General features: G+C 44.7%; 13 protein-coding genes and 1 other RNA gene. 7 read left to right on the top strand and 7 right to left on the bottom strand.

The window, feature by feature from the left end; genetic code table 11:
* Nucleotides 1–162: 162 nt before the first annotated feature.
* The 4 genes from dxs to B5J93_RS04885 all read left to right on the top strand — a co-directional run bounded on the left by dxs (nt 163) and on the right by B5J93_RS04885 (nt 5,184).
* Complete coding sequence (gene dxs, locus B5J93_RS04900) at nt 163–2,238, top strand: 1-deoxy-D-xylulose-5-phosphate synthase (protein WP_079325118.1); 2,076 nt, start codon at nt 163–165, stop codon at nt 2,236–2,238.
* A 24-nt stretch (nt 2,239–2,262) separates the two neighbouring features.
* Nucleotides 2,263–3,618, top strand: coding sequence for a WG repeat-containing protein (locus B5J93_RS04895; protein ID WP_079325116.1), 1,356 nt, complete (start codon nt 2,263–2,265; stop codon nt 3,616–3,618).
* A gap of 107 nt (nt 3,619–3,725) precedes the next feature.
* A complete protein-coding gene (locus B5J93_RS04890; RefSeq protein ID WP_079325114.1) occupies nt 3,726–4,232 on the top strand; it encodes a WG repeat-containing protein in 507 nt (168 codons plus the stop codon).
* Nucleotides 4,233–4,353: 121 nt separating this feature from the next.
* Nucleotides 4,354–5,184 carry an inositol monophosphatase family protein gene (locus B5J93_RS04885; RefSeq protein ID WP_079325113.1) on the top strand — a complete coding sequence of 277 codons (831 nt, stop codon included), beginning with the start codon at nt 4,354–4,356 and terminating at the stop codon, nt 5,182–5,184.
* Nucleotides 5,185–5,429: 245 nt separating this feature from the next.
* Here the strand turns inward: B5J93_RS04885 and B5J93_RS04880 are convergent, their stop codons facing one another.
* On the bottom strand, nt 5,430–6,119 hold the full coding sequence (locus B5J93_RS04880; protein WP_079325111.1) for an SIMPL domain-containing protein: 690 nt from the start codon (nt 6,117–6,119) through the stop codon (nt 5,430–5,432).
* 423 nt (nt 6,120–6,542) lie between these two features.
* Here B5J93_RS04880 and ffs point away from each other — a divergent pair.
* Nucleotides 6,543–6,639, top strand: an RNA gene (ffs, locus tag B5J93_RS04875) — signal recognition particle sRNA small type.
* A gap of 213 nt (nt 6,640–6,852) precedes the next feature.
* Here the strand turns inward: ffs and B5J93_RS04870 are convergent.
* From B5J93_RS04870 to lon, 5 genes are all read right to left on the bottom strand, one after another.
* Complete coding sequence (locus B5J93_RS04870) at nt 6,853–7,272, bottom strand: RNA-binding S4 domain-containing protein (protein ID WP_079325109.1); 420 nt, start codon at nt 7,270–7,272, stop codon at nt 6,853–6,855.
* Nucleotides 7,269–7,697, bottom strand: coding sequence for an ASCH domain-containing protein (locus B5J93_RS04865; RefSeq protein WP_211278850.1), 429 nt, complete (start codon nt 7,695–7,697; stop codon nt 7,269–7,271). The genes B5J93_RS04870 and B5J93_RS04865 overlap by 4 nt, the downstream gene beginning before the upstream one ends.
* A gap of 61 nt (nt 7,698–7,758) precedes the next feature.
* Nucleotides 7,759–9,498 carry an arginine--tRNA ligase gene (gene argS, locus B5J93_RS04860; RefSeq protein WP_079325107.1) on the bottom strand — a complete coding sequence of 580 codons (1,740 nt, stop codon included), beginning with the start codon at nt 9,496–9,498 and terminating at the stop codon, nt 7,759–7,761.
* Between the two features lie 95 nt (nt 9,499–9,593).
* Entirely contained in the window at nt 9,594–10,703 is a 1,110-nt protein-coding gene (locus tag B5J93_RS04855; RefSeq protein WP_079325105.1) for a WG repeat-containing protein, read from the bottom strand.
* A gap of 246 nt (nt 10,704–10,949) precedes the next feature.
* Nucleotides 10,950–13,364 carry an endopeptidase La gene (lon, locus tag B5J93_RS04850; protein WP_079325103.1) on the bottom strand — a complete coding sequence of 805 codons (2,415 nt, stop codon included), beginning with the start codon at nt 13,362–13,364 and terminating at the stop codon, nt 10,950–10,952.
* A gap of 253 nt (nt 13,365–13,617) precedes the next feature.
* On the opposite strand from lon, the gene yiaA reads away from it, so the two are divergent.
* A complete protein-coding gene (gene yiaA, locus B5J93_RS04840; RefSeq protein WP_079325099.1) occupies nt 13,618–14,082 on the top strand; it encodes an inner membrane protein YiaA in 465 nt (154 codons plus the stop codon).
* Nucleotides 14,083–14,095: 13 nt separating this feature from the next.
* Here yiaA and B5J93_RS04835 read toward each other — a convergent pair whose 3' ends face one another.
* Nucleotides 14,096–14,869 (bottom strand): methyltransferase domain-containing protein, encoded by a 774-nt coding sequence (locus tag B5J93_RS04835; RefSeq protein WP_079325097.1) that lies wholly within the window; start codon nt 14,867–14,869, stop codon nt 14,096–14,098.
* Between the two features lie 152 nt (nt 14,870–15,021).
* On the opposite strand from B5J93_RS04835, the gene B5J93_RS04830 reads away from it, so the two are divergent.
* Nucleotides 15,022–15,981: a hypothetical protein gene (locus tag B5J93_RS04830; RefSeq protein WP_079325095.1), complete on the top strand. Its 960-nt coding sequence runs from the start codon at nt 15,022–15,024 to the stop codon at nt 15,979–15,981.
* Nucleotides 15,982–16,057: the final 76 nt, after the last annotated feature.

Genomic DNA, 16,057 nt, shown 5'->3' with positions numbered 1-16,057 from the left:
GTGCTACTATGGCAAATTAAAAGGCTATCTTGTAAAATAACCCCTGATTCAAGTTTGGCTTTGCCATTGCCAAGTTTGGCATTATACCGCAAAAATTGTTATAACTTAACATAACTTTTTAAAGACAACTTTTAAAAAATCAAAATCTGGAACACTAGCCCCATGCCAACTTCTGCCCACGCACCACGCACCTTCACGCACCTGCCCACGTCTCGCCCCACGACACCGCTTTTGGATAAGGTTAGCTTGCCCAAAGATTTAAAGGCATTAAGCACCGATGAGCTGTGCCAATTATCGGACGAACTCCGTGAATATTTGCTTTACTCGGTCGGTCAAAGTGGCGGACATTTTGGGGCAAATTTGGGCGTGGTGGAGCTGACGGTCGCCCTGCACGCCAGTTATGATACGCCTTATGATAAGCTCGTGTGGGACGTGGGTCATCAGGCGTACGCCCATAAGGTGCTGACAGGTCGGCGTGATGAGCTAATTCGTATCCGTGCCAAAGGCGGTCTGACGGCATTTCCCGAGCGGAGCGAGAGCGAGTACGACACCTTTGGCGTGGGGCATAGCTCTACATCCATCTCGGCAGGGCTTGGCATGAGCCTTGCTAGCCGTATCAAGGGCGAAAATCGTAAAGTGGTCTCCATCATTGGCGATGGGGCGATGACGGGGGGTATGGCGTTTGAAGCGATGAATGACGCTGTTCAGCAAAATGCCGATTTGACGGTGGTACTCAACGACAATGACATGTCAATCTCGCAAGCGATTGGCGGATTTAGTCGCCATTTGGCACGGCTGTGGCAACGTGGGCTTGCCTTTGACATTGACAAACACGGCAATATCTTGATGATAAAGCGTGAGATTAGCCCTGATGACAGACGGGTTCGCCACTATTTGCATATGGCAAATGGGGCAAAAGAAACCCTAGAAAAAATCCCTGCCAAACTGGGCGGTAATCTGGTGCAAAATATCGGTGGCTTGTTTGGCAGAAACGCTCCGCCCATGCCGCTGTCGGACAAAATTGCCGAAAAAGTACATGATCATATTTTCCCTGATAATTTATTTAAGGCGATTGGTTTTACCTACCTTGGGCCTTTTGACGGACATGATTTGCCAAAACTTTTGCAAGTATTTGAACGTGCCAAACAGCTTAAAGGGGCGGTACTGATTCACGTTCACACGGTCAAGGGCAAGGGCTTTTTGCCTGCCGAAGCTGACCCCATTACTTATCACGCCATTGGCAAATTGCCCAAAAATGAGTTGCCCAAAAAAGATGTGCCAAAAACGGACAACACCCCTAAAGCCAAAAAATATTCAGACATCTTTGGCGACTGGCTTATGGACAACGGAGCTGACCCCCACATGGTTGCCATTACCCCTGCCATGTGTGAAGGCTCGGGCATGGTAGCGTTTGCCAGGGCTTATCCTACCAAGTTTTTTGATGTGGCGATTGCCGAACAGCACGCCGTAACCTTAGCAGGGGGCATGGCGACAGGCGGATTAAAACCTGTGGTGGCGATTTATTCTACCTTTTTACAACGTGGCTATGACCAGCTGATTCACGATATCGCCTTACAAAACTTGGACGTAACCTTTGCCATAGACCGAGCGGGGCTTGTGGGTGAAGATGGGGCGACTCATGCAGGCGTGTTTGATTTGGCATACTTACGCTGTGTGCCGAATGTCATCATCGCCACCCCATCAGATGAACATGAGTGTTATCATCTATTGAACGCTTGTTATGAGTATCAAGGCACATCAGCCATTCGCTATCCACGAGGGGCAGGCGTGGAGCGTGAGATTATTAAAGATGATGAAAAATTAGCCATTGGTAAGGGTAATATTGTCCTTGAAAAGCAAGTAAACGGCAATAAACAGTTGGTTTTATTAAATTTTGGCACAAGGCTTGCGGACGGCTTAAAAGCGGTTGAAAAATTGGATAATATTTCGGCCATCGTCTGCGACATGCGGTGGGTTAAGCCTTTGGATATTGCTTTGATTGATAAACTTACCAAAACTGCCACCCACATCGCCACCTTAGAAGAACATCAAATCATGGGCGGAGCAGGCTCTGCGGTGGATGAATATTTGGCAAGTCGTGGCATAACTTTACCGATTAAAAATCTTGGGATTGGGGACGAATTTATCGCTCATGGCAGTCATGGCGAGCAGTTAGCCGAATGTGGGCTTGATGAGCGGGGGATTTTGGCGAGTTTGGGGGAATTTTTGGGTGTGTGATGGCATGACAAGGAGTGATTGATAATGAAATTTTATCAAATGTTGTTGGTGCTTTTATTGTGTTTTGGACAAATTGCCACCGCCTCTGATTATGTGTTTTTTCGCTCTCATAATTATGACAATGTGGTGGAATTTTGGTCTCCGGGTCATATTTATGTTCCTGCCAGTAGAAATGGCAAATGGGGCTATGTGGCGTATGATGGTCAAAATCATCGTGAAAAACTCATCATTCCACTAGAATATGATGAGACCTACTCTTTTGATGTTCATGGACTGGTGAGAAAGGGTAGAGAGTGGCGTATTATTGATAAAAATAATCTTACTGTCATGGTAATTGGCGATTATGATAAAGTGGCGTTGTTTTATGGTGGTTTGGCAAAGGTAAAAAGAGGGGAGTATTGGGGGCTGATTCAATTACCCAACCAATTACTCATTGATTTTCAGTATGAGGACATTAAAGAATTTGGCGATGGTTTGTGGAGAGCCAAACGAGATGGTAAATGGGGACTGATTGATATTAACAATCAAGCAAAAACTGCTTTTGTTTATGACGATATTAAACGGTTTAGATGTTCTAAATGTGGCGATGATGGTAAGCGTGGCACTGCCGATTTATATTTTGCTAAAAAAGATAAGTTTTATGGATTTTTGGATAAAAAGACAGGCAAGGAAGTTGGCGATTTTACATACGCACATTGGGCTTATATTTCCGGTGATGGTAGATGGGTGTTGGCGACAAAAATTGATGAAACATTGGGTGCAAATCAAATTCGCTATGGCGTGCTGGACAATCAAGGCAATACTGTCATTCCTTTTGATTATCATTATTTACAAATGTCGGAGGATAATGGCGTGCTTTTATTTAGTGCCTCAAAGGGTGCGTCACTGTCAGGCATGATTGATATCAACAATCATATTATTGTGCCTTTTGATTATCAAAGTGCTTATTATTCATATTATGATAAAGTGATTTATGTAGAAAATTATGATTTTGAAGGCAATGGGGGATTTTATGTGCAAAAAAATAAAAAAGTGGGCTTGTTTGATGTGAATGGCATTAAAGGAAATATTCATATTCCACCACAATATGATGAGATTGATATTTTTCAAAAATCTAACCTAAAAAGAGTATATCATCGCTTTCTTGTCAAACACAAATCCAATCAAGGCGATTTATTTGGTGTTGTGGATAATCATAATAATGTCATTTTACCAATCAAATATCAGCATATTAGATATCATGTGCAGTGGAATGGCAATGAATATTTTACCGTGAAAAAGGACGATAAATATGGAGTGTTTGATATGAATGGCAATGAGATTGTACCTGTTCGGTATGACACTTATCAAGAGATTTATGATATATTAAAAGGTTACTAAATGATATGATTAATAATGCATATTTAAAAAATTGCCAAATATTTATCTGATGTGCCAGTGATGGAATAAGGGCGGATAATGGTGTAATTTGATGTTAAGATAATTCCATGAAAATGTCATTAATAAAAGGCTTATTGATTTTTTTGTGTATGGGCAGTTTTACTACGACTGTTCATGCTCATAAATGCGTCATGCCTACTGATACTGCTTATGACACCAGCGAGTGTGTGTTTGATGGATTGATTAAAATATCCCAAAACGGCAAATATGGCATGATGGATGATAGGGGGATTGTCATCGCGCCACTCATGTTTGATGAGATGGGCGTATTCTATGATGGCGTGGCTAGGGTGCAGTACAAAGATAGATTTGGTTTTATCAATCATCAAGGACTACTGGTCGTGCCACTAAAATATGATGATGTGGGATTTTTTAAAAATGGCACGGCACTGGTTCGTAGGGATGATGAGTATTTTATGGTGGATGGGCAGGGTCAAAGGGTGCTAGATGAGACACCTGCCATGCCAATACCTGATACGGTCAATGTGCCTGCCGTGGATTTGGCTCATGAGTTACTCTCTGGCGAGCCTGTGATACCAGAACCAAGCTACTAGGTTAATTTGGCAAGTGGTAAATTTTGGTCGCAATTTTGCCCATTTTGGGCTATAATGGTCGTCTTTGTATGATGAATACAAAAGCATTATTTAAATTCAATAAACGTTTGTAAGGTGTGTTATGGAACCTATGGTGGTGATTGCGTCCGAAGTGGCGAAAAAAGTTGGTCATGAGATTTTAAAGGCTCATGAGAACCGTCATCGTATTGATTTGGGTGTTGAGTCCAAGGGGCTTGATGGCTTGGTAACGAAGATTGACCGTTATGCCGAAGAGCTGACCATTTCTTTGTTAAAAGAAAGCTATCCTAAGCACTCATTTTTGGGTGAAGAGTTTGGCTTACAAGAAGGCAAGGGGGCGGATGCTGATTGGTGCTTTGTCATTGACCCGCTAGATGGCACGCAGAACTTCGTGCATGGCGTACCGCATTTTTGTGTGTCTATCGGCATTCAGCACAAAGGCGTGACCGAACATGGCGTGGTCTATGACCCTGTGCGTGATGAGCTGTTTACTGCCAGTCGTGGACGTGGGGCGAGATTGAACCAACGTCGTCTGTCGGTCTCAGAGCGTACCACGATAGCGGGCGGACTGTTCACCACAGGACATCCTTACGAACGCATGACGGGCGAGACTCGCACGAGCTTTATCCGTCAGCACTTTGCCAGTTTGGCGGTGATTTGTGAGCAGGGCGGGCAGGTTCGTCGTACAGGGTCGGCGGCACTGGATTTGTGCTATGTGGCGGCAGGGCGTTTTGATGGCTATTTTGAGATGAGTATCAAGCCGTGGGACGTGTGTGCAGGCGAGCTGATTGCCAGTGAAGCCAGAGCGGTGGTGGTTGACCACAAAGGGGCAAACAATGCCATGCGTACAGGTTCGGTCTTTGCTTGTAATGCCAAACTACTAAAACCACTCATGCAAGCGGTCATCCCGACATGGGAAAATGCATTGGCGTGATAAGATATTAACATTACATCCAAAAAACTTTACAATTACCACAAACGTGATGATGTTTGGATGTAGGGGCGTGCTGTGCACGCCTTGTGCAGTAATATCATCAAAGGGTGTGCTCAGCACACTCCTACAAACCCGTGGTAAATATGAAGTTGGTTGGGTGTATATTTAAAAATCAAAACCACCAAACAAGGCGTTTGGTGGTTTTTTGATAGGGCTAGGGCTTACCTGTCCCAAACTGATAAATATTATTTAACCAATTCAATCACGCCTTGGGCTTCATAATTAAGACGACTTTCACCGCCTTCATAACTTTGGGTGGCGACTGAGCTTTCGGGTGCTGCGGCTGCAGCATAACCCATCACGGGACTGACACCAAAACGACCGCCAGCATTGTTTAAGTCCACTTTTATGATTCTATAATCGCTCGCCCCAAAGGCAGTGCTGATGGTTTTGGCTTCATCGGTGAATTTTTGGATGGTTTGGGCTTTGAGTTCATTCTCTACTGCCTTTTGGGTGGCTTCGGATACATCAAAGTCAAGACTGCTAAGCGTCATAAAGCTTTGTAGCTCAGCGATGAGCTCACTGGCTTCTTCGAAGTTTTGGCTTTGGATGTTGATTGATGATGAACCTGTAAAGCCATTGATTTTGCCTTTGTTGTCATAGCGTGGGTAGGTGTGATGGCGACCTGTGGTGACTTTGACATTGGGATATTTTTGGGCGATGGCTAGGGCTTTGTTGGCGGTGGTGTTTAGGATATTTGCCAGCGTTTTGGCATTGGCGTTGTCCGCTGATTTGGTGAGTGTGGCAGTCAGCTCATCGTTGGCGATGGTTTTGGCGGTCTCGACATTAAAGCTGATTTGGTTGTAGCTTTGGGCGTGAGCGTGAGTACCTGCTAATGCCAAACTAAGCAGTAAGGGTATTGTTGATGCACGCATGAATTACTCCGTGATAGAATATAACAAAAACTAAATTATTGTAATACAATTTATTCTTGATTGTTGTGCTAATTTGTATCTGATTATTGCTTTAATGTAGGGCGTGCCTGCCCTTTATAACACAATTTAAAATTTAGAAAATGTTGTAGTAGTACAACGGTGTTTTTGCATGAAAAATGGCTAAATCTTGTGGCTCGAAGTCAAAATCCTTGGTGATACTCCAATATCAACGGCGGACTTTTCCTTGAAAAACGTGTGATTTTTCTTATTTTTCATTGCAAATACAAAAGGCAGGCACGCCCTAACAAATAGCATGGATTTATTTTTTAAAATTATTTGTGAGGTTTGAGTGCTTTTAAATTGATAAAATCTAAAAAAATTTCTTGCATTTTTAAAAAAATCATGTATAATTAATCTTGGCTTCATCGGTAGCTTCGCAACTTTGATTTATGAACCCCGCCAGGACCGGAAGGTAGCAACGGTAGTAATCCCAAAGTGTGCCGAAGATGTGCTGATGAAGTCATTTTTTTGCCTAAAATTTGGCAACTCTCTTTTTGTAATCTATACTCCAATCTCAACTTAAAATTGCAATCTATTGATTATTACTTCATTATTTTGTGAGTTGTAGGGGTGAATTGCAATTCACCCTTGATAAATCAAGCACTCATATAACGTTGAGAATGAGGTAATCCATCCTGATACCATTTCTTTGGCACATTCCTGCGTACAATCTTCACCAATTATTTTTAAATTTCTCAATGTCCCGACGCTGTTTTTTGTCGGGTTTGGTGGATGGCCTGGCAAGGTTTTGTAATTTGCGTTGCTCGGCAAAAAACTCTCGGGTGGCAATGCTCTCGTCCGTCTCATCGTATAGCGTTTGGGCGATGGTGGCATTGCCCCGATTGTCAGATAAGGCTTTGATAATGATGGTTTTTTGTTCTTGGACGCTGGCATGACCTTGGCGAATGGTTAGGGTGTCGCCCACTTGTAGTTCTTTACTCGTTTTTATTTTTTGACCGTTCATGTGGACTTTTCCGCCTTCTATCGCTTCTTTGGCAAGGGTGCGAGTGCGAAAAAATCGTGCCGCCCACAGCCATTTGTCGGCACGGACTTTATTTAGGGTTTGGGGTTCTTGATTGGTTTGGTTTTTCATGGGGTGTCCAGTATTTTTATAACATCAAAGGTTTCAAACAATAACCACATTTTATCATCAAATACCCCAAACCGCTCAAAAAATTCTTGATGAGCCGTCCGCCAAAAATCAAGCGACAAATCGCCTTCGCCTTCTTGACGTGCCAATTTTTCATCAACATCACAAAAGCGAATGATGAATTGGGCGGTGTTTTGGATAACACAGCGTGGGCGGTTTTGTCCGTCTGTGATGACTTGTAGGCTACCAACGGGATAAGCTGGCTCGTCCAAATGCCAATGCAGAGCGGTGCAAGTGGCTCGCTTTTTGCCGTCTAGGACAAGCCCTACAAGTTCGTCTGCCATTTGGGGGCTGTCGCCAAATGACCAATGGGGCAGGGCGGTAATGTCCAAATTGTCGGTGCTCATATTGCCAAATTTGTCAAACATAAGTGCTTCTAATTTAAAAAATTGCCATTAGGACAACCTAATGGCAATCTTGAATTGTTAATTACATTTTCTCAACCGTCTTAATGCCGAGTAAATCCAAGCCTGTTTTTAAAGTCTTAGCGGTCAAATCTGCCAGTTGCAGACGGCTGTTTTTGGTGTCATCATCTGCCGACAGTATCGGACAGGCTTCATAAAACGATGAAAAAATACCAGCCAATTCATACAGATAGCCACACAACACATGGGGCGTACCGTCTTTGGCGACTTGGCGTAGGGCTTCTTCAAATTGTAGCAATTTGACCGCCAATGCTCGCTCTTTGTCGTCCGTGATGACAATCTCGCCTGTTAGTGTGTCAGGATTTACCCCTGCTTTGGCAAAAATAGAACGCACACGGGTGTAAGCGTACTGCATATAAGGGGCGGTGTTGCCTTCAAAGTTTAACATACTGTCCCAGTCAAACACATAATCGGTCGTGCGGTGCTTGGATAGGTCGGCATATTTGACCGCTCCAATGGCAACCGCATCAATGAGTGCCGTCCGCTCATCGGCAGTTACGTCTCGGTTTTTGCTGTCTATCAAGACGGTGGCACGGGCAACCGCTTCATCAAGCAGGTCGGCAAGTTTGACCGTACCGCCTGTACGAGTTTTGAATGGTTTGCCGTCTTTACCAAGCATCATGCCAAAATTGTGATGTTCTAATTTGAACGTATCGGGTACAAATCCGCCAAGCCGTGCAATCGCCCACGCCTGTGCCATGTGCGGGGCTTGACGAGTGTCAGAATAGACAATGGCACGGTCAGCGTGTAAGGTGTGATAGCGATAGCTTGCGGCGGCGATGTCGGTGGTGGTGTACAAAAATCCGCCGTCTTTTTTCTGAATGATGATACCAAGTGGCTCGCCTTCTTTGTTTTTAAATTCGGGCAGATATACCACGGTCGCTCCGTCATCTTCTACCGCCACGCCTTTTTCTTTTAAGGTTTTGACGATGTCGGGGAGCATGGGGTTATATAGGCTCTCGCCCATGATGTCTTTATCGGTTAGGGTTACGTTTAGGCGTTCGTAACTGGCTTGGTTCTGGCTCATGGTAATGGCAACGAGTTTTTGCCACATGGCAAGGCAATACTCATCGCCACTTTGGAGCTTGACCACATAGCCACGAGCTTTTTCAGCAAAGTCGGCATCGCTGTCATAAGTCGCTTTGGCATCACGATAAAAGGCTTCTAGGTCAGATAATTCCATATCGGACGCATTTTCATTTTGCATTTTTTCAAGGTAGGCGATGAGCATACCAAACTGCGTCCCCCAGTCGCCCACATGGTTGGCACGAATGACGGTGTCGCCCAAAAACTCAAGCACTCTCACCGAGCTGTCGCCAATAATGGTAGAACGCAAATGCCCAACGTGCATCTCTTTGGCAACGTTTGGCGATGAATAGTCAATGACAACCGTCTCAGTGTGGTCGGATGTAATGCCCAAGCGGTCGGACGTGCGAGCGGTGTGAGCGGACTTGGCTAGAAAATCATTGTCAAGAAAGATGTTGATAAAGCCCGGCCCTGCGATTTCTAATTTTTCGGCAATGCCGTCCAAGACTTGGCTATTTGCCAGTTCATCAAGCACTTTTTGGGCAAATTCTCGTGGGTTTGTGCCAAGTTTTTTGGCGACGCTCATCACGCCATTGGCTTGGTAATCGCCAAACTGGGGCTTGCCTGATTGCTTGATGACAGGGTCGGTGTCTTTGTCCGCCCCTGCGTTTATCATGGCGGTTTGTAGGTGGGTGTGAAGTAGGGATTGGATAGTCATGACAGCTCTTAAAAGTGATGTTAAAACTTAAAACGGATTATTATACTAAAAATAAAGCGGTTTTGGCAAAAATCATCACAAAACCGCTTGGGGGGCTAGTCTAGGCGTTTGCCTGTTTTGTCTATATAAAAAGTTTCGCCATTTAGTATTACTAAGGTATTGCCAGTTTCAAAACTTTGAACTATATCATAGATAGCAGGCATGACCATGTTTCCTGACTTATCTATAAAACCCCATTTGCCATTTTGTTTTACTCCTGCCAAACCGTCTGAAAAGCCCCAAGCAAAATCGTATTGAATGGGAATAACCACTTTACCTGTTTTATCTACAAAACCGTATTTATTATTTTGTTTTACGAGCGCCAAACCGTTTTTAAAATCATAAATATCATCATATTCAATAGGAACAACCACTTTACCTGTTTTATCTATAAAACCATGTTTACCATTTTGTTGTACTTTTGCCAAGCTCTTTGAAAAAGACCAAGCAATATCATATTCAAAGGGGATAACCACTTTTCCTGTCCTATCAACATAGCCATATTTGCCATTTTGTTCTATAAATGCCAAATCTTCTGAAAAATTCCCAAGCCACCCATATTCAATGGAGATAAATGCTTTACCTGTTCTATCTATAAGTAGGCGTTCTTTGTTTAGTAAAACAGAGGCTGTACCGTCTTCAAAATGCCTAGCATCATCGTATTGAATGGGAATAACCACTTTGCCTGTTTTATCAACATAGCCGTATTTGCCATTTTGTTTTACAAGTGCCAAATCTTCTGAAAAACTCCAAACTTCATCATATCGAATAGGAACAATCACCCTGCCTGTTGTATCTAAAAAACCGTATTTGCCATCTTGTTGTACTCTTATAGTGTCATCTAAAAAACTCCAAATGTCATCATATTGCACAGGGGCGACAATCCTGCCTATGTTATCAATCAAGCCGTATTTATCATTTTGTTTTACGAGTACCAAGTCGCCTACTAGAAAGCTCTCCATGTCATCATAATAAATAGGAACAACTACCATGCCTGTTTTATCAATATACCCCCATTCGCCTTCTTGTTTTACTTTTGCCAGTCCTTCTGCAAAATCCCAAGTCAAATCATATTGAACGGGAATGACGATTTCACCCGTTTTGTCAATAAAGCCATATTTGCTGTTCTTTTGTACAACCGCCAAGTCTTCTGATAAACAACCCACATAATCATACCCCCGTTACCTTTGGCATTTCACACGCCAAAGCAGGTAAGGATAAAAGGGATAGGGCGATGAGAAGGGGGTTTGGAAGTTGTTTCATGGTTATCGCCAATTAAGATAAGTTAGGAAAAATAAGAGAAATTCTCCCTATCTTAGCGGATTTTGGATATAGAGACAAGCCAAAATGTACCCACAACAAAACCCTGCCAATGGACAGGGTTTTGGGGTGCTTTAAGGCTTCTTTTTTAATCAGCTTCTGAGCGCCTGCTCGCCTGCCTTCACCACCACGCTCGGCTTTAAAGGCATGAGCGGGGCGACTAGGGCGACTTTTAGGACTTCGTCAATGGTCTCAACCGCTTGAATGGTCAAGCCTTCTTTGACGTTGTCAGGAATGTCAGCAAGGTCAGGCTCGTTGGACTTGGGGATAAGCACATGCTTGATACCGCCACGGTGGGCGGCAAGCAGTTTTTCTTTGAGACCGCCAATTTTTAGCACTTTACCACGCAAAGTAACTTCGCCTGTCATGGCGATGTCGGCACGAATGGCAATGCCTGTAAAGGCGGACACCAAAGCGGTGGTTAGAGCGATACCTGCGGACGGACCGTCTTTGGGCGTGGCACCTTCGGGCATATGCACATGAATGTCGGTGTCTTTGAACTTATCATAGCTGATACCAAAGCGTTCGCCTCCTGCTCGCACCACGCTCATGGCGGCACGGATAGACTCTTTCATGACATCGCCAAGCGACCCTGTAAAGACAAGCTCGCCCTTGCCCTGCATGGTGGCGGTCTCAATGGTCAGTAGCTCACCGCCCACCGATGTCCACGCAAGCCCTGTAATCCGCCCAATCTCAGGCTCTTTTTCTGCCAAGCCAAAGTCAAAGGGTTTAACCCCCAAATAATCGGCAATGTTGTCGTCCGTTACCGATAACGGCTCAATTTTCGTGCCTTTTTTGGGTTTAATGCCATAAGTCTCAACCTGCGAACGCACCGCTTTACGGCTGATTTTGTTAATCTCACGTTCAAGGTTACGCACGCCTGCCTCACGAGTATAGTGGCGGATAATGCTAAGAATGGCATCATCGGTAATGTCCAGCTCATCTTTACCAAGTCCGTTTTGTTCTAGGGCTTTGGGGGTGAGATAGTTGTGAGCGATGTTCATTTTTTCGTCTTCGGTGTAGCCGGGCAGACGAATGACTTCCATGCGGTCAAGCAAGGCTGGCGGTATGTTCATGCTGTTGGCAGTACAGATAAACATGACCTCCGACAAATCCAAATCTAAGTCAAGATAATGGTCATTAAAACTGTTGTTTTGAGATGGGTCAAGCACTTCTAGTAAAGCAGACGCAGGGTCGCCACGATAATCCTGTGCCATTTTGTCAATTTCATCAAGCAAAAATAGCGGATTTTTAACTTCTACTTTTGCCAAGGACTGTACGATTTTACCAGGCATCGCTCCGATATAGGTACGTCTATGCCCACGAATCTCAGCTTCATCACGCACACCGCCCAACGCCATACGCACAAACTTACGCCCTGTGGCACGAGCGATACTCTCGCCAAGCGACGTTTTACCAACCCCTGGGGGACCTACTAGGCACAGGATAGGGCCTCGCAGTTTTTTGACACGAGATTGCACCGCTAGGTACTCAACAATGCGGTCTTTGACATCATCTAGCCCATAGTGGTCTTTGTCGAGGGTTTCTTTGGCTTTATTTAGGTCAATAGACACCTTGCTTGCTTTTTTCCATGGGGTGTCAAGTATCCACTCCACATAGCCACGCACCACAGACGCCTCCGATGAGCTTGGGGGCATTTGCTTTAACTTTTTAAATTCGGTTTCGGCTTTTTTGCGGACATCATCAGGTAGGTCGGCTTCTTTTAGGCGTTTTTCAAGCTCGCCATCTTCTTCGTCCGCCCCGTCATTTAAATCGGACAGCTCGGATTTAATCGCTTTCATTTTTTCATTTAAAAAATACTCACGATGATTATTTTCCATTTGCTTACGCACGGTTTCTTGGAGTTCATTTTCAAGCGACTGCTCGGCATGATTGCTCACAAAAAACTCGGTCAGCGTGTGGTAATAATCCATAATGTCGCCATCTTCAAGGAGTGTTTGTTTCTTGTCAAGGGGCATGGACACCCGAGTGGCGATAAAGTACATGAGTTCGGTCAAGTCGCTAATCTTGCCTGCCACACGGGTAATCTCACGCCCGTTGCGTAGGTTCTCTTCGGCAAAACTGGCAAAAAAATCCATCAATACCTTTTTGTGAGCTTCTTTGTCATCATCGCCGAGCGTGTCGGTAACAGGCTGTTCATGAAATACCGCCACAAAAGCGTTATGTGTCTCATCAATATCAACGCCTGCCACTTCGGCACGAGTCTGTCCTTCGATGAGTACTTTTAGGCAGTTTTCGTCAGCGTCGTGGGGCATGGTGCTAATGACTCTGCACACCGTGCCAAAGCGGTAGAGATTGTCGGTGTTAATCTCTTCTGACAGCGAGTCTTTTTGTGAGACCACAAGCAGATGACCATCAAAGCTCTCATTGGCAAGCTGTATGGCGTTAATGGACTGCTCACGCCCCACAAATAGGGCGATTTGCATGTGTGGATAGACCACGACATCACGCACGGCAAGTAGGGGCAAGGTTTGGTTATCAGACATGATAAACTCCAAATAAATTCTTATAATGTCAGCCTGTTATGGTGGCGGGCGTGGCAAATTGCAAGGCAGTGCGATGATTTTATGAAAAATTGGGTCAAAAATCGTATTGTTGTTTATAAATTGTTTATAACATGGTCAATGCCAAAAGCCAAATCATGCCATAAAGTACACTTGTCCGTTTTGCTTTATTTTGCTATATTATTCAAAATTCTAAAAATATCTATCAATTTTTTAAATGATAAAAGGAAAAACCATGCAAATCATTAATAAACCAACATCGGCTTATGTCGGTGCGTCTTGGGCGGTGCTGGGCGTGGGTGTGCTTGGCTTCTTGGTTGGTCTGTGGAATGCCGAGATGATGTTAAACGAAAAGGGTTATTATTTTGCGGTGTTGGCATTGGGGCTGTATGCGGCGATTAGCCTACAAAAGACCATTCGTGATAAAGCAGAAAATATCCCTGTGTCGGGGATTTATTATGGCATTAGTTGGGTGGCGTTGGGGCTTGCGGTGTTACTGATGACCGTGGGTCTATGGAACGCCACTTTGCTACTTAGCGAGAAGGGTTATTATTTTATGGCGTTTACCTTGTCGCTCTTTGCGGTGATTACCATTCAAAAGAACATTCGGGACTTGCAAGCGGTCAAGGAGTATGAAAATCCTTATGAGCAGGGCGATGTCTTTTTGGAAAAAGATGTTTTTTCAAAAGAAAAAGGGTAAGTGTTTTTAGCTCCTATCTTTTCGCCAAAATATGCAAATACCGCCCCATTTGCCAAAAAGGGTGGGTTTGGGAATAGTTAAGCTCCATTGCCACGACATCATCAGGGTTGTTGTGTCCGCCACGTTTTAAGGGAGCGTAGTCAGAAAACACTCGTATCCCCGACTGGCAAAGGGTGGTATATCCCCCGTCATCAAGCCATGATTTGACCGTGTCATAAGATACAGGATTGTTTGGGGTTAGGCTTTTATTGTCGGCAGGCTTGGGGCGTTCTAATTGATAAAAATTGCCCATAATAAGGTTGCGATAAATCATGCTGGCAGGGTTATAAAAGCACAACGACAAATAACCATCATCGGCCAAAAATTCATCAAAAAACGCCATGATTTTGGCAGGTTCGCCAAGCCATTCTAGGACAGCATGGCATAAGATTAGGTCAAATGTTTGTCCCTTTAAAAGGCTTGTGAGTTCTTGATAAGGAGCCACGATAAAACGGGGCGAAACGTTAAGCTTACAAGCGGTGGTTTGGGCTTTTTGTATCATCTCATCGGAGATGTCGCTGATGATGACGTCATGACGGGTGGCAAGGTTTAGGCTGATTTGGGCAAGTCCTGCTCCCACGTCCAACGCCCGAAGCGGACGGTTGGGTAAATGCTCAGACAAATCTCGCTCTAACACGGCAAGGCGGATTTGACCTTTGAGACCGCCATAGACTTTTTTGGCAAAATGGTCGGCAATGTCATTAAAATTACGGTCATTAAAATGGGCGTGGGGGATAGGCTGATTCATGATAAAAAATAATTTGGCAAATAGGTTTGGCGTGGTATAATGGCTACGTTTTGCCTTGATGATACCGCCTTGTTGGGCGTCATTGTATCAAGTGGCGACCACTTTTTAAAGTTATTTTATAAGTGAATTTTAAACCAAATTTGAGATAAGCCATGAAAACGTTTAACCATTTAGCCTGTGTGTCTGCCGTTGCCCTTGCATTGACTGGCATGGTTGGTTGCACTAAAAAAGACAGTCTTGAGCCACAAGCCGAGGCAGAGATTGAGGTTGCGACCCCCGAAGTGGTCGATCGTCCTGCGGTGGTCTGTGATGATGTCAGCCTAAAAAACCGTGTCGTCAGCCTTGTGCGTGATGAGCTCTACACCGCATCTGTGCGTGGACTGGGCAATGGGGCGAGTGATGAGCTGTCATTGCAGTTAAAGGCACGCCTGTCGGGGCTAGACATTGACCTGCAAAACGTCAGCGAAGACGGTGGTGAGTGCCGTGGACAGCTTCATGTCGTCCTGCCTAACGAAGAGATTGCCTTTGCCAATAAGACGTTTAGCGGGGCAGGCGTGGCAAGCCTAGAAGACCAAGCCATCGAAAAAGACGTGAGTCTCATGGGTGGTAATCGTCTGGTGGGAGATTTTGTCTTCCAAGCGGACGGCGAGGCGCTTGCCATTGATAACAATACACCCGTCATCGCACTGGCGTCTGAAACCATGGCGACAGCGGTGCGTTCGATGAATCGCCAAAACCAAGCCAATGCCAAACGTGAAACTGCCCAAATTGGCAAATCATTAAGCGACATCGTGCCTGCCCCAACGGTGCAAATCCGCCCTGTGGAATTGCCATCAGTGCCTGAACCTACCCAGACACCAAGACCTGAGGAGGCGATTTTGCAGCCTGAGGATGTCCCAAGTGGCACACCACAAAATACCGAGCCAAACCCAGAGCCCAAACCTGAACCAAAGTCCGAACCAAGATCTGAGACCAAGCCAAAAGCGGATACCCAAGCTCAAACAGAGTCCAAGCCAATAGCTGAGCCTAAAACTGAACCCAAACCCGAGCCTAAGGCAGAAAAGCCTGCCAGTAACGAGATTACCATCGTTGAGACGGATGAGACTTACTAATCTTTTGTGGTAAGTGATAAAAAGGCAAGATACCCCAAAGTGATTTGGGGTATTTTTTTGTGGTGCTTTTTAAAGT

The organism is Moraxella equi (assembly GCF_002027555.1).
Classification (GTDB): Bacteria; Pseudomonadota; Gammaproteobacteria; order Pseudomonadales; family Moraxellaceae; genus Moraxella; species Moraxella equi.
This window is presented reverse-complemented; position numbering and strand designations above follow the sequence as displayed.

Coding starts and splice junctions, on each gene's coding strand:
- dxs (WP_079325118.1), top strand. CDS start 163: ATGCCAACTTCTGCCCACGCACCACGCACCTTCACGCACCTGCCCACG.
- B5J93_RS04895 (WP_079325116.1), top strand. CDS start 2,263: ATGAAATTTTATCAAATGTTGTTGGTGCTTTTATTGTGTTTTGGACAA.
- B5J93_RS04890 (WP_079325114.1), top strand. CDS start 3,726: ATGAAAATGTCATTAATAAAAGGCTTATTGATTTTTTTGTGTATGGGC.
- B5J93_RS04885 (WP_079325113.1), top strand. CDS start 4,354: ATGGAACCTATGGTGGTGATTGCGTCCGAAGTGGCGAAAAAAGTTGGT.
- B5J93_RS04880 (WP_079325111.1), bottom strand. CDS start 6,119: ATGCGTGCATCAACAATACCCTTACTGCTTAGTTTGGCATTAGCAGGT.
- B5J93_RS04870 (WP_079325109.1), bottom strand. CDS start 7,272: ATGAAAAACCAAACCAATCAAGAACCCCAAACCCTAAATAAAGTCCGT.
- B5J93_RS04865 (WP_211278850.1), bottom strand. CDS start 7,697: ATGTTTGACAAATTTGGCAATATGAGCACCGACAATTTGGACATTACC.
- argS (WP_079325107.1), bottom strand. CDS start 9,498: ATGACTATCCAATCCCTACTTCACACCCACCTACAAACCGCCATGATA.
- lon (WP_079325103.1), bottom strand. CDS start 13,364: ATGTCTGATAACCAAACCTTGCCCCTACTTGCCGTGCGTGATGTCGTG.
- yiaA (WP_079325099.1), top strand. CDS start 13,618: ATGCAAATCATTAATAAACCAACATCGGCTTATGTCGGTGCGTCTTGG.
- B5J93_RS04835 (WP_079325097.1), bottom strand. CDS start 14,869: ATGAATCAGCCTATCCCCCACGCCCATTTTAATGACCGTAATTTTAAT.
- B5J93_RS04830 (WP_079325095.1), top strand. CDS start 15,022: ATGAAAACGTTTAACCATTTAGCCTGTGTGTCTGCCGTTGCCCTTGCA.